The sequence below is a fragment of the Pseudodonghicola flavimaris genome, from assembly GCF_030164425.1.
Classification (GTDB): Bacteria; Pseudomonadota; Alphaproteobacteria; order Rhodobacterales; family Rhodobacteraceae; genus Pseudodonghicola; species Pseudodonghicola flavimaris.
This window is the reverse complement of sequence record NZ_JASNJD010000003.1, coordinates 318,041-332,854: the sequence shown is the minus strand read 5'-3', so window position 1 is coordinate 332,854 and position 14,814 is coordinate 318,041. Positions and strand designations below refer to the sequence as shown.

Genomic DNA, 14,814 nt, shown 5'->3' with positions numbered 1-14,814 from the left:
CCATGGACCGTATCGACGACAGCAAGGATTTCATCCCGGTTCGTATCGCGGTGCTGACGGTATCCGACAGCCGCAGCCTGGCCGAAGACAAATCCGGCCAGGTGCTGGTCGACCGGCTGGAGGGCGCCGGCCACCGGCTGGCGGCGCGCCAGATCCTGCCCGACGAACGGGCAGAGATCGCCGACCAGCTGCGCGCGTGGATCGCCGATCCGGAGATCGACGTGGTGATTTCGACCGGCGGCACGGGGCTGACCGGGCGCGATGTCACGGTCGAGGCGCATCGCGACGTCTACGAGAAGGAGATCGATGCCTTCGGCACCGTCTTCACCATCGTCTCGATGCAGAAGATCGGCACCTCCGCCGTGCAGTCGCGGGCCACCGGCGGTGTCGCCGGCGGCACCTATCTGTTCGCGCTGCCGGGCAGTCCGGGTGCCTGCAAGGACGCCTGGGACGAGATCCTCTGTCACCAGCTGGATTACCGTCACCGGCCCTGCAACTTTGTCGAGATCTTTCCCCGGCTGACCGAAAACCAGCGTCGGAAATAACCCGCCGGTCTGGGGCCGACAGAATCCGCCCCGCGCGCTTGGCAAACCGGTGCGCGGCGCTACTGTGTAGCGCGAGCCAGTGGATGCCAGCCTCGGAGTGGAAAGAGTATGCGGTTCTTGCGGCAAAGTCTGATCGGACTGTTTCTGGCCTCGGTCGTCGCGGCGCTGCTGCTCTATGCCGGGCAACTGGTGATGGGGGCGATCCAGGCGCGGCTGACCCGGGACGTCCGCCCGCCCCAGGCGCGCGAAAGGGTGTTCACCGTCAGCCTGCGCACCGCCACGCCGGCACGGGTGGTGCCACTTCTGGAGGCCTTCGGCCAGGTCGACAGCCGCCGCCGGCTGGAGCTGCGCGCCGCCGTCGGTGGCCGGGTGATCTGGCTGGCGGAGAACTTCGTCGAAGGCGGTGTCGTCACAGAGGGGCAGGATCTGGTCTGGATCGACCCGGCCGATGCCGAGGCCGCCCGCGACCGGGTGGCCAGCGATCTCAGGGATGCGGAGGCCGAGGGACGCGATGCCGCCCGGGCGCTGGTGCTGGCCCGGGACGAACTGGCCGCCGCCCGCGCGCAGGAGGATCTGCGCCAGCGGGCGTTCCAGCGGCAGACCGATCTGCAGGCCCGCGGGGTGGGATCCTCGGCCACGGTGGAAAGCGCCGAGCTCGATCTGTCCTCCGCCCGCCGGGCGGTGCTGTCCAGTCGTCTGGCGCTGGCCGAGGCGGAGGCCCGTGTCGATCAGGCCGCGACTCAGCTGGCCCGCGCCCGGATCGCGCTGGAGGAGGCAGAGCGCGATCTGGCCGATACCACAATCACCGCCGGCTTTTCCGGCACCCTGTCGAATGTCACCCTGGTCGAGGGGCGGTTGGTGTCGGCCAATGAACAGCTGGCCGAGCTGATCGACCCGGAGACGCTGGAGGTGGCCTTTCGCATCTCCACCGCGCAATATGCCCGGCTTCTGGATGACAGCGGCGCGCTGATCGCGGCGCCGGTGACGGCGACGCTGGATATCGCGGGGGCGGCGCTCTCCGCGCGCGGGCGGGTCGATCGCGACAGCGCCGCTGTCGGCGCCGGGCAGAGCGGCCGGATGCTTTATGCCGACCTGACCGAGGCCCGCGGCTTCAAGCCGGGCGATTTCGTCACCGTCACGGTGGAGGAACCGCCGCTCGACGATGTGGTGGCGCTGCCGGCCTCGGCGCTCGATGCCTCGGGGACCGTTCTGGTGCTGGGGCCGGAGGATCGGCTGGAGGCGCTGCCGATCGAGCTGATCCGACGCCAGCGCGACAGCGTGTTGATAAGGGGCGCGGGGCTCGCCGGTCGTGAGGTGGTGATCGGCCGCACGCCGCTGCTGGGCCCGGGGATCCGGGTGCGGCCACTGCGCGAAGAAGCCAGTGCCGCCGCGCCGCAGGAGGAAGCCGCGCTGCTGGAGCTGAGCGATGACCGGCGCGCCCGTCTGGTGGCGCTGGTCGAGGGCTCCGGCGCCATGCCGGCGCCGGTGAAGACCCGGATGCTGGCGCAGCTCGCCGCGCCGAAGGTGCCGGCGGCGCTGGTCGCACGGCTCGAAGCGCGCAGCGGGGGCTGAGCCATGGTGCGCGATCTCTCCGACCGGGCCGGCGGTCTGCTCAGCTATTTCACCCGTCACCGGACGGCAGCGAACCTGCTTCTGGTGATCCTGCTGATGCTGGGCGCGGCGGCGATCCCCAACATGCGGGCGCAGTTCTTTCCCGATGTGGTGGTCGACAGCGTTACCGTCCGGGTCGAGTGGGAGGGGGCCGGGCCGGAGGATGTCGACAGCGCCATCGTGCAGGTCCTGGAACCGACGCTGATGGCGGTGGAAGGGGTGGAAAGCACCGAATCAGTGTCGAGCGAGGGGGCGGCGACGCTGACGCTCGATTTCGAACCGGGCTGGGATATGGGCCGGGCCGCCGACGATGTGCAATCGGCGGTCGATGCCGTCACCACCCTGCCGGAAGAGGCCGAGGAGCCCAGGGTGACCCGCGGGGTCTGGCGCGACCGGGTGACCGATGTGGTGATCACCGGCCCGGTGGCGCCGGCGCAGCTGGGCCAGTTCGCCGATGAATTCGTCGCCAGGCTGTTCGAGGCCGGGGTGACCCGGACCACCATTCGCGGCGTCGCGGCGCCCGAAACCCTGGTCGAGGTGCCGACGCGGGCGCTGATCGAACACGATCTGGCGATGGCGGATATCGCCGGCGCCATCGCCGCCGAGGTCACCGCCAGCCCGGCGGGCGATGTCACCGGTGCCAATGCGCGGGTGCGCACCGGCACCGAGAAACGCAGCCCCGAGGCCCTGGCGCGAATCGTGCTGCGGACGAATGCGGATGGCTCGGCGCTGACCATCGGCGATGTCGCCGCCATCCGGGTCGAGGGGATCGACCGCAGCCGGGCCTATTTCGTCGGCGACAACCCGGCGATCTCGATCCGGGTGGACCGCTCGGATGCGGGCGACGCGATCAAGATCCAGCAACAGGTGCGCGAGGTCGCCGAACGGATGCAGGCCAGCCTGCCGCAGGGGGTGAGCATCGATCTGATCCGCACCCGGGCCAAGGCGATCAGCGACCGGCTGAACATCCTGGTCGACAACGGGCTGATGGGGCTGGGGCTGGTGGTGGTGCTGCTGTTCCTGTTCCTGAACGCCCGCACGGCCTTCTGGGTGGCGGCGGGCATCCCGGCCTCGATGTTCGCGGCGATCGCGCTGATGTATGCCTTTGGCATCACCATCAACATGATCAGCCTGTTCGGGCTGATCATTACGCTGGGGATCGTCGTCGACGATGCCATCGTGGTGGGCGAACACGCCGATTTCCGTGCCCGCCGGCTGGGCGAACACCCGGTGCTGGCAGCCGAGACCGCGGCGCGGCGGATGGCGATGCCGGTTTTCGCCTCGACCGCGACGACGGTGATCGCCTTCTTCGGGCTGGAGGCGGTGGGCGGGCGCTTCGGCGATCTGATCAAGGATGTGCCCTTCACCGTGATCGTGGTGCTGCTGGCCTCGCTGGTGGAATGTTTCCTGATCCTGCCCAACCATATGAGCCACGCGCTGGCGCATTCGTCGCGCGATCACTGGTACGACGTGCCCAGCCGGGTGGTCGACCGTGGCTTTCGCTGGGTCCGCGACCGGCTGTTCCGGCCGCTGATGGGCTGGGTGGTGCGCGGCCGCTACGTGGTGCTGGCCGGGGCGATGGTGCTGCTGGCGGGGCAGGCGGCGCTGTTTCTGCGCGGCGAGGTGCAGTGGCGGTTCTTCAACGCGCCGGAGCGCGGGTCGGTCACCGGCAATTTCGCCATGGTCGAGGGGGCCAGCCGGGCCGATACGCTGGCGATGATGCGGGAGATGCAGCGCGCGACCGAGGCGCTGGGGCGGGAGTATGAGGCGCGCTATGGCCGCAACCCGCTGGATTTCGTCATGGCTGAGATCGGCGGCAATGCCGGCCGGCCGCTCGATGGCGCCGACACCAAGGATCCCGACTTGCTCGGCGGGATCAGCATCGAGCTGATCGATGCCGATCTGCGGCCCTATTCCAGCTTCGCCTTCGTCGCCGATCTGCAGGACGCGGTGCGCCGCCATCCGCTGGCCGAGGTGGTCAGTTTCCGTGGCTGGCGGTCGGGGCCGGGGGGCGATGCGCTCGACGTGCAGTTCTATGGTGCCGATGTCGATACGCTGAAGGCGGCGAGCCTCGATCTGCAGACTGCGGTGCTGCGCTATCCCGAAGTCTCGGCGGTGGAGGACAACCTCGCCTACGACAAGGAAGAACAGGTGCTGGAGCTGACGCCGCAGGGCCAGGCGCTGGGGTTCACCGCGGAAAGCCTGGGTCGCATCCTGCGTCACCGGCTGAACGGGATCGAGGCGGCAACCTATCCCGACGGGCCGCGCAGTGCGGCGATCCGGGTCGAGCTGCCGGAGGCCGAGCTGAGCGCCGATTTCCTCGACCGCACCCGCATGCGCACCGCCAGTGGCGATTACGTTCCGCTGGCCGATATCGTCACCCTGACCCAGCGCACCGGCTTTTCCACCGTGCGGCGGGAAAACGGGCTGCGGGTGATCAGCGTGACCGGCGATATCTCCGAAGACGATGCGGCGCGGGCGGCAGAGATCCAGACCGCGCTGGAACAGGAGATCCTGCCGCGCATCGCCAGCGACCGCCAAGTGGAATGGCGGATGTCGGGGCTGAGCGAGCAGGAGGACGAATTCCTCTCCGATGCGATGACCGGCCTGATCCTCTGCCTGGCGGGGATCTATCTGGTGCTGGCCTGGATCTTCGCCAGCTGGACCCGGCCTATGGTGGTGATGGCGGTGATCCCCTTCGGCCTGGTGGGGGTGATCTGGGGGCATGCGATCTGGGACGTGCCGATGTCGATGTTCACGGTGGTCGGTCTGCTGGGGATGACCGGGATCATCATCAACGATTCCATCGTTCTGGTCTCGACCATCGACGAATACGCCCGCGACCGCGGGCTGATCCCCTCGATCATCGATGCTGCCGCCGACCGGTTGCGGCCGGTGCTGCTGACCACGCTGACCACGGTTCTGGGGCTGGCGCCGCTGCTGTACGAACAGTCGCAGCAGGCGCAGTTCCTGAAGCCGACGGTGATCACGCTGGTCTATGGTCTCGGCTTCGGCATGGGGCTGGTGATGCTGGTGGTGCCGGCGCTTCTGGCGGCGCAGCAGGATATTTCGCGGCCGCTGACCGCACTGCGCCGCGCTGTCTTCAGCCCCAACCGGGCGCTGCGCGGGGCGGTGCTGGGCACCGGTCTGGTCCTGTTCGTCTGGCTGCTGGGCACGATGGGGGCGGCGCTGCTGACCGGGGCACTGCCGGCGCCGCTCTTGCGGCTCTGGCCGGCGCTGGCGGGGGCCGATCCGGCCCGCGCGGCGCTGCTGCTGTTCCTGATCGGGGCGCTGGCGATCGTCGGTCTGGCCTACGTGGTCGCGGCGCTGATCATGGCACGCCGCCCGCTGCCACGGACCTGAGCCGGGATCAGCCGGCGTCCTGCAGCCGGCGGATGGCCAGGTCCATCACCTCGGCGACCTGGGCGCTCATCGGCAGGTCTCCGGCGCGGATCTGCGGCACCGGGAACCAGGCGGCATCGGACACGTCATCGGCGGCGCAGAGCGTACCGCGCGGCGCGGTGCAGAGCACGGCCGCCAGCAGGTAATGCACCAGCACGTGGCCATCGGCATCGTGGCGGATCACGTCGACATTGGTGAGATATTCAACCGGTTCGGCGCTGAGCCCGGTTTCTTCCAACAATTCGCGTTGCGCCGCGGCCAAAGCGGTTTCGCCCGGTTCGACATGGCCGCCGGGAAACCCCCAGAGCCCGGCATCCGGCGTCTTCTTGCGTTGTGCCAGCAGCACCCGGTCGCCTTCGACCAGAACCGCGATGGCGCCGAGCCGGGGGATCGTGGTCATGCCGGCTCAGCCCGCGTCGCAGCCGCGGATGTCGACCGCGTGCTTGCTGCCCAGAACGGTGATGCGCAGCGCCGAGCGATCCAGCGCGAAGGCGCCGCCGGTCTCGGCGATCAGATCGGAGGCGGCGATCAACGTGTTGCCCTGGCGGCTGGTCTCGGTCTCGGTGGCCCAGATCCCGGGGGTGCCCGATTCGATCACCGCGACCTCGGGACCGCCGGCGGAGGGCATGGTGATCCGCGCCTCGACCCGCAGCCCGTCGGCACTGGGCTGCAGCCGGCAGGTGGCGGCGCGCACCCCAGCCTCGCGGGCGGAATAGGGACGTTCGGCCAGCGCCGCGACGATGGCCGGGTTGCGCCCGGCCTCGGGGTCGACGCGGTGGTCGAAGCTGACGGTGCCGGGGATGCAGACATCGCTGCAAAGCCCCAGCTCGATGCGGCCGCGCAGCTCGATCGGGCGGCCATCTCGGGCCGGGGTGATCTCGACCGGCAGAACCAGTTGCCGGGTATAGCCGATGGTCTGCATGCCATTGCTGTCGAAGACTTTCGGCGTCGGCCAGGTCATCGACACCTCGCCCAGGTTGCGCGATCCCTTCCAGTCGAAGCTGGGCGGGATGCCGGCCTCTCCGGGCGCGCGCCAATAGGTCTTCCACCCATCCGACAGGGTTAGCCGCAACGCCGCCATATAGGTGCCGCGCGCGGTCGGGCCGCCGTCGATCACATCGACCGTCACCAGCTTGTCCAGATCGGAGCGGTCGGCCGCCGCAGCGGGGCGGACCGCTCCCGGCAGGACCGGGGCGAAGGCGGTGCAAAGGGCGATCAGGGCTGCAAACCGGGTCATGGTATCCTCGGGGATTTGGCGGCTCGGGCGAAAACCTCTCTCCTAGATGGCGGTTTGCCCGCCGCTTGCCAAGCCGCCCGCACCTCAACATATCGCGAGACGTTGGGTCCAAGTGTCGCAGCGGCCGTCTTGACTGGTCTCAGGAAGTGGCCATGTTAAACAGATATAGACTTTACTGTTTCGGGGCCGAAAAAATGGACCTGACTGGAAAGCTGCTGATCGCAATGCCCGGGATGGGCGATCCGCGCTTTGACCACTCGGTGGTGTTTCTGTGCAGCTATGGCGCCGAGGGCGCGATGGGCCTGATCGTGAACAAGCCGGCGAGCGATGTGCGGCTGTCGGATCTGCTGGAGCAGCTCAAGATCAAGGCGGACAGGCCGGAGCGCGGCGAGATGCAGGTGCATTTCGGCGGGCCGGTGGAAACGGCGCGCGGGTTCGTCCTGCATTCCGCGGAATACGAGGCCAATCTGCATTCGATGCGGGTGTCTGACGGTTTTCGGATGACCGCGACACTGGACATTCTGGAAGATATCGCCTGCGGGCGCGGGCCGGAGCGGGCGCTGCTGATGCTCGGCTATGCCGGCTGGGGACCGGGTCAGCTGGAATCGGAGATCGCGATGAACGGCTGGCTCACCGCCGAGGCGGAGACCGATCTGGTCTTCGGCGCCCGCGATGGCGCGAAATGGGAAGCCGCGTTGCGCACCCTCGGGGTCGATCCGTTGACGCTGTCGGCCAGCGCCGGTCGGGCCTGAGGCGCGGGGCGGGGGAGCAGAGCCGGGAAAAGGGATCTTGGGGGGCTCAGTCGCGCGGTGCCGCGGCGCGACGCAGCCGGTCGTTGATCGCCGCGCCCAGCCCGGTTTCCGGGATCGGCGCCACCGCGATCGGGGCGCCCCGGGCGTCGAGCCGGTGCAGGTAGCCGAAAAGATGCGCGGCGGCCTCGGCCAGATCGCCGCCGGGAGAGAGGTTGAGATCGCCATCCCGGGTCCCGAAACCCAGAAACAGCTCTCCCGGTCCGGGGGCTTCGGCGTTCAGCCGCACCGGGGCCGCCGGTGCGTAATGCGATCTGAGCTGGCCCGGGGCATTGATGGCGGCGTCGCCGGCGCGGCGAGGCAGCGGGTGGCCCAGAACCGCCTCGATCGCTTCGGCCGGCACACCGCCAGGGCGCAGCAGCACCGGTGCATCGCTCAGCCCCAGGATCGTCGATTCGACCCCGACCTCGGTGGGACCATCGTCCAGCACCGCCGCGATCCGGCCGGCCAGCCCGGCCAGGACGTGATCGGCCGTCGTCGGGCTGATCCGGCCGGAGGGGTTTGCCGAAGGCGCCGCTACCGGCCGGCCGACGGCACGCAGCAGTCTCTGCGCGGTCGGTTGGTCCGGCACCCGGACACCCAGCGTCGGCAGGCCGGCGGTGGTCAGTTCGGAAATGCCGTGGCCGGGCTTCAGCGGCAGAACCAGGGTCAGCGGTCCGGGCCAGAACGCCGCCGCCAGCTGCTCCGCCAGGTCGGACCATTCGACATGCGCCCGCGCCGCTTCGGCATCGGGCACATGGGCGATCAGCGGGTTGAAGCTGGGCCGGCCCTTGGCGGTATAGATCGCCGCCACTGCCGTTCCATTGGTCGCGTCGGCGCCGAGGCCATAGACCGTTTCGGTCGGGAAAGCGACCAGCTCGCCGGCGCGCAGCAACCCCGCCGCGCGTTCCAGATCGGCGGGGCTCGGGGTGAGACGCAGGGTTTCTGTCTGAGGCATGGCTTTGACGCCGCGTTTTGGTTGCTTGCCGATTGCGGATAGCTAGGTATCGTCGCAGGTTGAGCCATAGCGGTGCCGCCGGTGGAAGCCAAGCCCGTCAGGCCGGGCACCGCGCAGACAAGAGGACGCCAATGCCGTACCGTGCGCCTGTTTCCGAATATGAATTTCTGCTTCGTCACGTGGTCGGTTACGACCAGATCGCCGCGACCGAGCGTTTTGCCGAGGCCGATTTCGATGTCGCCACCGCCATCCTGACCGAGGCCGGCAAGCTCTGTGACGAGGTCATGGCGCCGTTGAACCGCAATGGCGATCTGCAGCCGGCGGTGCTGGAGAACGGTGTGGTACGAACCAGCCCGGGCTTTTCCGACGGCTTCAAGGCGATTGCCGAAGGCGGTTGGATCGGCATGAGCGCGCCGCAGGACCATGGCGGCATGGGGCTGCCGATGGCCCTGACCACCGCCGTCAACGAGATGATGAGCGGCGCCTGCCTGGCGCTGCAACTGGCGCCGCTGATGAGCCAGGGCCAGATCGAGGCGCTGGAGCATCACGCCTCCGACGCGCTGAAAGATCTGTACCTGCCGAAGCTGATCAGCGGCGAATGGTCCGGTACGATGAACCTGACCGAACCGCAGGCGGGCTCGGACGTGGGGGCGCTGACCTCCAAGGCGGAACCGAACGGCGACGGCACCTATGCGGTCTCGGGGCAGAAGATCTTCATCTCCTGGGGCGACAACGACATCACCGGGAACGTCTGCCACCTGGTGCTGGCGCGGCTGCCCGACGGGGTGCCAGGGACCAAGGGGATTTCGCTGTTCCTGGTGCCGAAGTACCTGCCGGACGAAAACGGCAACCCCGGCAAGGCCAACAGCCTGAAGGTGGTTAGCCTGGAGCATAAGATGGGCCTGCATGGCTCGCCGACCTGCGTGATGCAATACGATGGCGCCACCGGCTGGCTGGTCGGCAAGGAACATGGCGGCATGGCGGCGATGTTCACGATGATGAACAACGCCCGTCTCGGGGTTGGCGGCCAGGGGGTCGGCGCCGGTGAGGGCGCGTATCAGCACGCGCTGGCCTATGCGCTGGAACGCAAGCAGGGCAAGACGCCCTCGGGCACCATCGTCGATCACGCCGACGTGCGCCGTATGCTGCTGGAGATGCGGGCCGAGCTGTTCGCCGCCCGGGCGATCCTGCTGGCCTGTGCCACTGCCATCGACATGCAGACCGCCACCGGAGAGGCCGACTGGTCCGCGCGGGCGGCGCTGCTGACCCCGATCGCGAAGGCCTTCGGCACCGATACCGGCATCTTCGTGTCGGAGACCGGGGTGCAGGTGCATGGCGGTATGGGCTTCATCGAGGAAACCGGCGCGGCGCAATATTACCGCGATGTCCGGGTTACCGCGATCTACGAGGGCACCAACGGCATTCAGGCCATGGACCTGGTGGCGCGCAAGATGATGGATGGCGGCGAGGCGGCCTCGCGGTTGCTGGACGAAATCCAGGATCAGGCCGAACGTGCCCGCGCCACCCAGCCGGAGATGGCCGAAGCGGTCTGGCAATCGGCGGAGACGCTGCGCGAGGCGACCGAATGGCTGGTGTCGCAGGGCCAGATGAACGACCGGTTCGCCGGTGCCGTGCCTTATCTGAAGGGGTTCGCCCGGGTGCTGGGGGGCCATTACCACCTGGCCGCCGCGCTGGCCGATCCGTCCGGCCCGGCCGCGGCGCTCGCCCGGTTCTACATCGACCGGATGCTGCCGGAGCACAGCGCGCTGCTCGCCCATGCGCAATGCGGCGCCGAGGATCTCTATGCGCTGAGCATCGACGATCTCGGGCGGGGGTAAGGCAATGGATGGCGCACCCCGCACCCTGAGGTACCCCTGGGACACACCGCCGGCAACCGGCGAGGCGATCGAGGTGGCCGAAGGGGTGCTGTGGATGCGCCTGCCGCTGCCGATGAAGCTGGACCACGTCAATGTCTATGCGCTGGACGACGGCGATGGCTGGACGCTGGTCGATACCGGCTTCGACACCTCGATGATCCGGGAGATCTGGGCGCAGCTGCTGGCCGGCCCCTTGGCCGGCAAGCCGGTGCGACGGGTGGTGGTGACCCATCACCACGCCGACCATATCGGCCTGGCCGGCTGGTTTCAGGCCGAACAGGGGGCGGAACTGGTGACGTCACGCACCTCCTGGCTGTTCGCCCGCATGCTGACGCTCGACGTGCAGGAGACCATGCCGGCGGAGACCGAGGCCTATTACCGCGCCGCCGGCATGGATGCGGAGATTCTGGCCCAGCGTCTGGCCGAGCGGCCGTTCAATTACGCCGATGTGGTCGCGCCCATGCCGCTGGGCTTTCGCCGGGTGAAAGAGGGCGACACGATTCGCATGGGCGGGCGGACCTGGGCGGTGCATATGGGCGACGGCCACGCGCCGGAACACGCCACTTTCTGGAGCCTCGATGACAATCTGGTGCTGACCGGCGATCAGATCCTGTCGTCGATCAGCCCCAACATCGGGGTCTATGCGACCGAGCCGATGGCCGATCCGCTGGCCGACTGGCTGGCGGCCTGCGACCGGCTGAGCGCGTTGGCGCGTCCCGATCAGCTGGCGCTCGGCGGGCACAAGATGCCCTTCGTCGGGCTGCCGCTGCGGATGGCTCAGCTGATCCAGAATCACCACAGCGCGCTGAAGCGGCTGCTCAAGCATCTCGACACGCCGCAGAGCGCGGCGCAGTGTTTCCCGCCGCTGTTCAAGCGCAGCATCGGCGCCGGCGAATACGGTCTGGCGCTGGTCGAGGCTGTTTCTCACGTCAATCACCTCTATCTTACAGGGCAGGTGAGCCGCACCAGGGGGCCGGATGGCGCCTGGCTCTATCAACGCCGGGACTGAGCGGCGGCGGCGATGGCCGACCCCCGCCCGGACCGGCCAGGTGGGAGAGAGACCGATGGACAACAAGATCGAGACCACCGCCGAGGCTGCCGAAGCCGCGGCGATTCCGCGGGTGCATGAGGTGCATGCAGACCCCGAGGCCGCGCAGCAGAGCGAGGGGCTGAAAGCTGCCGTCGGCAAGCCGGTGGACGACAAGAGCCCGGCGCAATGGGCCTATGAACGGATGATCCTCTATATCCGCAATTTCGAGGCCCAGCTCGACAACACCCAGGAGGTGGCGATGGGCTTCACCGGCGGTCAGGCCGGGGTGATGCGGATCGAGGGGATCGGCTATTTCGACCCCGATATCGTCACTTTCTACGGGCGCGACGCCGATGGGGCGAAGACCCAGCAGATCCAGCATGTCACCCAGCTGAACGTGTTGCTGCGGGCGATGCCGAAACCGCAGGCCGACAGCCCGCCGCTGCGCATCGGCTTTCGTCTGGCCCAGGATCTGGACGAGGAAAGCTGACAGGGGACGGCACCGGGTCCCGTTCCTGTTCCCGTGCCGGTTCGGAACAGCGGCGGAAATCCCGCGCTTTGCCGACATCTGGCGGATGATCGCGTGACAGGGGGCGCGAAATTCAGTATCTCTCTTGCAACAAGACCCGCAACCGACAGGACGATTGCTCATGGCCGACTTCAAGCAAGGTGAGATGGACATCACCGAACAGACCAAGACCTTCGATGGTTTCGTCAAATTCACCACCTACTCCGTGGTGTTCCTGATCTTCCTGGCGCTGTTCATGGCGGTCTTCCTGACCTGATCGCGCAGCCCGTCTGACTGCCCGGCTCTTTCCTCCTCCAAGTGCTCGGAGTTTCCGTGTTGCGTATCTTCTGCGTTTCCGCCGCATTGCTGGCTCTGGCCGGCTGTGTCGCGCATCCTCGTCCCTATGCCGATGACGCCACGGTCGCCGCGGTGTCCTACAGCGACCCGGGGCCGAAGACCCTGACGCTTTACACCATGGTCAACAACCGGACCGGGGCGGGCGGCCACAGCTCGCTGATGATCAACGCCTCGGAGCGGGTGATCTTCGATCCGGCGGGCTCGTTCTATTCCACCGTGGTGCCGGAGCGGAACGATGTGCTGTTCGGGGTCACCCCGGCGGTGGAGCGGGCCTATCGTTCGTCGCATGCGCGCAGCACCCATCACGTGGTGGTGCAGACCATCGAGGTGACGCCCGAGCAGGCCGAAATCGCCTATCAGCTGGCCCTGAAGGATGGGCCGGTGCCGCAGGCCTATTGCGCCAAGGCGACCTCCGGGCTGCTGCAGCAGGTGCCGGGATTCGAGAATATCCGGTCGACCTTCTATCCCGCCAAACTCGAAGAGCAGGTGGCCCAGCTGCCGGGCGTGAAGACCGAACGGCTCTATGAGAACGACAGCGCCGATCTGCAGGAAGGGCTGGCGAAGAACAATGCCAAGCTCGAGGCGCTGGCCCTGGCCGCCTCGCAAAAGACCGCTGCCGAAGCGGAGTGAGCCCGCGGTTTTGGCGGGGCCCCGGGCGGGCTGCCCGGGCATCCGGCTTGCCGGTCAGCCCAGCAGATAGAGCAGGGTGTAGAGCGTTACAGCCCCGGCGCCGATGCCGATCAGGACGTTCTTGCTGATCCAGCCGGCGACGATGGTGGCCGCGGCGGCCGCAGTGCGTGGAAGGTCCAGCTGCCCGCCGGTGGCAGCCGGCCAGACCACCAGCGGCGCGACCAGCGCCGGCAGGATCGCCACCGCAGTATAGCGCAGGTGCCGCAGCAGCCATTCCGGCATCGGCCGGTCGCCGACGAAACCGACGAAGACGAAGCGCAGCAGGAAAGTACCGATCGCCAGGCCGATGATCAGGATCCACAGGGTGGTGGGATCGGGGGGGGCGACGGCTGCGGTCAGCGGGGAGGTCTCGGTCATGTCCATGTCCCTCGGCGCCGCAGCATCAGCTCGACCCTGGCGCCGGCGATCATGCCGGCCAGGCCCGCCACCATCAGCCCCAGGTTGTAGGGCAGCCCGGCGGCCAGCAGCGCCACCGTCACCGCGACGCCGGCAGCGGTCACATGTGCCAGCGTGCGCAGCATCGGGATCACCATCCCCAGGAAGGCGATCGGCAGGGCGAAATCCAGTGCCAGGCTTTCGGGGATCTGTGCCCCCAGCACCGCGCCGGCCACGGTCCCCAGAAACCAGACGATCCCCACCGGGGTGACAGTGCCGAAGTAATAGCGCATCCGCTGCGGCACCGTCATGTCGCGGTCGGTCTCATAGCGGGCGATGGAACAGGCATAGGCCTGATCGACCATCAGATAGGCCGCCAGCGCCCGCTGCCACAGCGGCGCCGCCCCCAGATAGGGGGTGAGCGAGGCCGAATACATCGCCATCCTCAGGTTCACCGCCAGCGAGGAGGCGAGGATGATCAGGATCGGCGTCTGCGCCTGCATCAGCTGCAGCGCGGTGAACTGCGCGGCGCCGGCAAAGACGGTGCTGGTCAGGGTCAGGGTTTCGACCAGTTTCAGCCCGGCCTCGACCGCGAGCACGCCGAACAGCATGCCGAAGGGGCCGACCACCAGCACGAAGGGCGCGCTGTCGCGAAAACCTTTCCAGTAATAGGAGGAGACGGCGGGGGATGACATGGGGGGTCCTTCAGCTATGGTTTCCGCCTATATGCGTTTGCATAAGGATGCAATCGGTGGAGCCCCGGCACGCGGCGTCTTCCGGCCGGGGCGACGGCGGGGGACCTGATGGCCGGTCGGGTCCGGAACGGGAGAACGGATGAAACAACCTTTGGGGGTGATCCTGGCCGGCGGTCAGGCCAGCCGGATGGGTGGCGGTGACAAGGCGTTGCTGGACCTGGGCGGACGGCCTTTGCTGGCCCATGCGATCGACCGGCTGGAGCCGCAGGTGGCCGGCCTGGCGCTGAACGCCAATGGTGATCTTGCCCGCTTCGCACGCTTTGGCCTGCCGGTTCTGCCCGATCCGATGCCTGGGCATCCGGGGCCGCTGGCGGGGATTCTCGCCGGGCTCGACTGGGCTGCGGATCAGGGGGCGGAGACCATCGTGACCGTGGCGGTCGACACGCCGTTCTTTCCGGGCGATCTGGTGCCGCAGTTGCTGCTGGGGGCGGAGACGGGAGGGCATGGCCTCGCCCTGGCAGAAAGCGAGGGCGGATTGCAGCCGACCTTCGGGCTCTGGCCGGTGGCGCTGCGCGATGACCTGCGCCAGGCGCTGGCCGCCGGAACCCGCAAGCTGCGGGTCTGGGCGCTGGACCACGGGGCGGCGCGGGTGCGGTTTCCGGGGCCGCGGTTCGACCCGTTCTTCAACCTCAATACGCCCGAGGATCTGGCGCGCGCGCGCGATCTGCTGCGCGGCTGAGC

Annotated in this window: 15 protein-coding genes; 10 read left to right on the top strand and 5 right to left on the bottom strand. The window is 68.3% G+C overall.

Annotated features, from left to right (window positions below; all coding sequences use genetic code 11):
* The first annotated feature begins 2 nt into the window (after positions 1-2).
* The 3 genes from moaB (at position 3) to QO033_RS06095 (ending at position 5,519) form a co-directional block, all read left to right on the top strand.
* Positions 3-545 carry a molybdenum cofactor biosynthesis protein B gene (gene moaB, locus QO033_RS06105; RefSeq protein ID WP_284480057.1) on the top strand — a complete coding sequence of 181 codons (543 nt, stop codon included), beginning with the start codon at positions 3-5 and terminating at the stop codon, positions 543-545.
* Positions 546-653: 108 nt separating this feature from the next.
* Positions 654-2,117: an efflux RND transporter periplasmic adaptor subunit gene (locus QO033_RS06100; RefSeq protein WP_284480056.1), complete on the top strand. Its 1,464-nt coding sequence runs from the start codon at positions 654-656 to the stop codon at positions 2,115-2,117.
* 3 nt (positions 2,118-2,120) lie between these two features.
* A complete protein-coding gene (locus QO033_RS06095) occupies positions 2,121-5,519 on the top strand; it encodes an efflux RND transporter permease subunit (RefSeq protein ID WP_284480055.1) in 3,399 nt (1,132 codons plus the stop codon).
* A gap of 7 nt (positions 5,520-5,526) precedes the next feature.
* Here QO033_RS06095 and QO033_RS06090 read toward each other — a convergent pair whose 3' ends face one another.
* A complete protein-coding gene (locus QO033_RS06090) occupies positions 5,527-5,958 on the bottom strand; it encodes an NUDIX hydrolase (RefSeq protein ID WP_284480054.1) in 432 nt (143 codons plus the stop codon).
* Positions 5,959-5,964: 6 nt separating this feature from the next.
* The gene (locus QO033_RS06085) at positions 5,965-6,795 is read right to left on the bottom strand and encodes a protein-disulfide reductase DsbD domain-containing protein (RefSeq protein ID WP_284480053.1); all 831 of its coding nucleotides are present in this window, start codon (positions 6,793-6,795) and stop codon (positions 5,965-5,967) included.
* Between the two features lie 194 nt (positions 6,796-6,989).
* Between QO033_RS06085 and QO033_RS06080 the strand changes: the two genes are divergently transcribed.
* The gene (locus tag QO033_RS06080) at positions 6,990-7,547 is read left to right on the top strand and encodes a YqgE/AlgH family protein (protein ID WP_284480052.1); all 558 of its coding nucleotides are present in this window, start codon (positions 6,990-6,992) and stop codon (positions 7,545-7,547) included.
* A gap of 46 nt (positions 7,548-7,593) precedes the next feature.
* Here the strand turns inward: QO033_RS06080 and QO033_RS06075 are convergent, their stop codons facing one another.
* Complete coding sequence (locus QO033_RS06075; protein WP_284480051.1) at positions 7,594-8,541, bottom strand: L-threonylcarbamoyladenylate synthase; 948 nt, start codon at positions 8,539-8,541, stop codon at positions 7,594-7,596.
* A gap of 131 nt (positions 8,542-8,672) precedes the next feature.
* Between QO033_RS06075 and QO033_RS06070 the strand changes: the two genes are divergently transcribed.
* From QO033_RS06070 to QO033_RS06050, 5 genes are all read left to right on the top strand, one after another.
* Entirely contained in the window at positions 8,673-10,379 is a 1,707-nt protein-coding gene (locus QO033_RS06070; protein WP_284480050.1) for an acyl-CoA dehydrogenase, read from the top strand.
* 4 nt (positions 10,380-10,383) lie between these two features.
* On the top strand, positions 10,384-11,427 hold the full coding sequence (locus tag QO033_RS06065; protein WP_284480049.1) for an MBL fold metallo-hydrolase: 1,044 nt from the start codon (positions 10,384-10,386) through the stop codon (positions 11,425-11,427).
* 55 nt (positions 11,428-11,482) lie between these two features.
* Positions 11,483-11,938 carry a DUF6173 family protein gene (locus QO033_RS06060; RefSeq protein WP_284480048.1) on the top strand — a complete coding sequence of 152 codons (456 nt, stop codon included), beginning with the start codon at positions 11,483-11,485 and terminating at the stop codon, positions 11,936-11,938.
* 160 nt (positions 11,939-12,098) lie between these two features.
* Positions 12,099-12,233 (top strand): aa3-type cytochrome c oxidase subunit IV, encoded by a 135-nt coding sequence (locus QO033_RS06055; protein WP_284480047.1) that lies wholly within the window; start codon positions 12,099-12,101, stop codon positions 12,231-12,233.
* 56 nt (positions 12,234-12,289) lie between these two features.
* On the top strand, positions 12,290-12,943 hold the full coding sequence (locus tag QO033_RS06050) for a hypothetical protein (protein WP_284480046.1): 654 nt from the start codon (positions 12,290-12,292) through the stop codon (positions 12,941-12,943).
* Positions 12,944-12,997: 54 nt separating this feature from the next.
* Here the strand turns inward: QO033_RS06050 and QO033_RS06045 are convergent, their stop codons facing one another.
* Both QO033_RS06045 and QO033_RS06040 read right to left on the bottom strand, forming a co-directional pair.
* Positions 12,998-13,360, bottom strand: a complete 363-nt coding sequence (locus QO033_RS06045) for an AzlD domain-containing protein (protein WP_284480045.1) — start codon at positions 13,358-13,360, stop codon at positions 12,998-13,000.
* The gene (locus QO033_RS06040) at positions 13,357-14,073 is read right to left on the bottom strand and encodes an AzlC family ABC transporter permease (RefSeq protein ID WP_284480044.1); all 717 of its coding nucleotides are present in this window, start codon (positions 14,071-14,073) and stop codon (positions 13,357-13,359) included. Before QO033_RS06040 ends, QO033_RS06045 begins: the two co-directional genes overlap by 4 nt.
* A 139-nt stretch (positions 14,074-14,212) precedes the next feature.
* Here QO033_RS06040 and mobA point away from each other — a divergent pair, with 139 nt between their 5' ends.
* Positions 14,213-14,812 (top strand): molybdenum cofactor guanylyltransferase MobA, encoded by a 600-nt coding sequence (gene mobA / locus QO033_RS06035; RefSeq protein ID WP_284480043.1) that lies wholly within the window; start codon positions 14,213-14,215, stop codon positions 14,810-14,812.
* Positions 14,813-14,814: the final 2 nt, after the last annotated feature.

Bases quoted from the DNA above. Each gene is read 5' to 3' on its own strand.
- QO033_RS06040 (WP_284480044.1), bottom strand. From the start codon at position 14,073: ATGTCATCCCCCGCCGTCTCCTCCTATTACTGGAAAGGTTTTCGCGAC.
- QO033_RS06085 (WP_284480053.1), bottom strand. From the start codon at position 6,795: ATGACCCGGTTTGCAGCCCTGATCGCCCTTTGCACCGCCTTCGCCCCG.
- QO033_RS06055 (WP_284480047.1), top strand. From the start codon at position 12,099: ATGGCCGACTTCAAGCAAGGTGAGATGGACATCACCGAACAGACCAAG.
- QO033_RS06080 (WP_284480052.1), top strand. From the start codon at position 6,990: ATGGACCTGACTGGAAAGCTGCTGATCGCAATGCCCGGGATGGGCGAT.
- QO033_RS06075 (WP_284480051.1), bottom strand. From the start codon at position 8,541: ATGCCTCAGACAGAAACCCTGCGTCTCACCCCGAGCCCCGCCGATCTG.
- QO033_RS06090 (WP_284480054.1), bottom strand. From the start codon at position 5,958: ATGACCACGATCCCCCGGCTCGGCGCCATCGCGGTTCTGGTCGAAGGC.
- QO033_RS06065 (WP_284480049.1), top strand. From the start codon at position 10,384: ATGGATGGCGCACCCCGCACCCTGAGGTACCCCTGGGACACACCGCCG.
- QO033_RS06100 (WP_284480056.1), top strand. From the start codon at position 654: ATGCGGTTCTTGCGGCAAAGTCTGATCGGACTGTTTCTGGCCTCGGTC.
- QO033_RS06070 (WP_284480050.1), top strand. From the start codon at position 8,673: ATGCCGTACCGTGCGCCTGTTTCCGAATATGAATTTCTGCTTCGTCAC.
- moaB (WP_284480057.1), top strand. From the start codon at position 3: ATGGACCGTATCGACGACAGCAAGGATTTCATCCCGGTTCGTATCGCG.
- QO033_RS06060 (WP_284480048.1), top strand. From the start codon at position 11,483: ATGGACAACAAGATCGAGACCACCGCCGAGGCTGCCGAAGCCGCGGCG.
- QO033_RS06095 (WP_284480055.1), top strand. From the start codon at position 2,121: ATGGTGCGCGATCTCTCCGACCGGGCCGGCGGTCTGCTCAGCTATTTC.
- mobA (WP_284480043.1), top strand. From the start codon at position 14,213: ATGAAACAACCTTTGGGGGTGATCCTGGCCGGCGGTCAGGCCAGCCGG.
- QO033_RS06045 (WP_284480045.1), bottom strand. From the start codon at position 13,360: ATGACCGAGACCTCCCCGCTGACCGCAGCCGTCGCCCCCCCCGATCCC.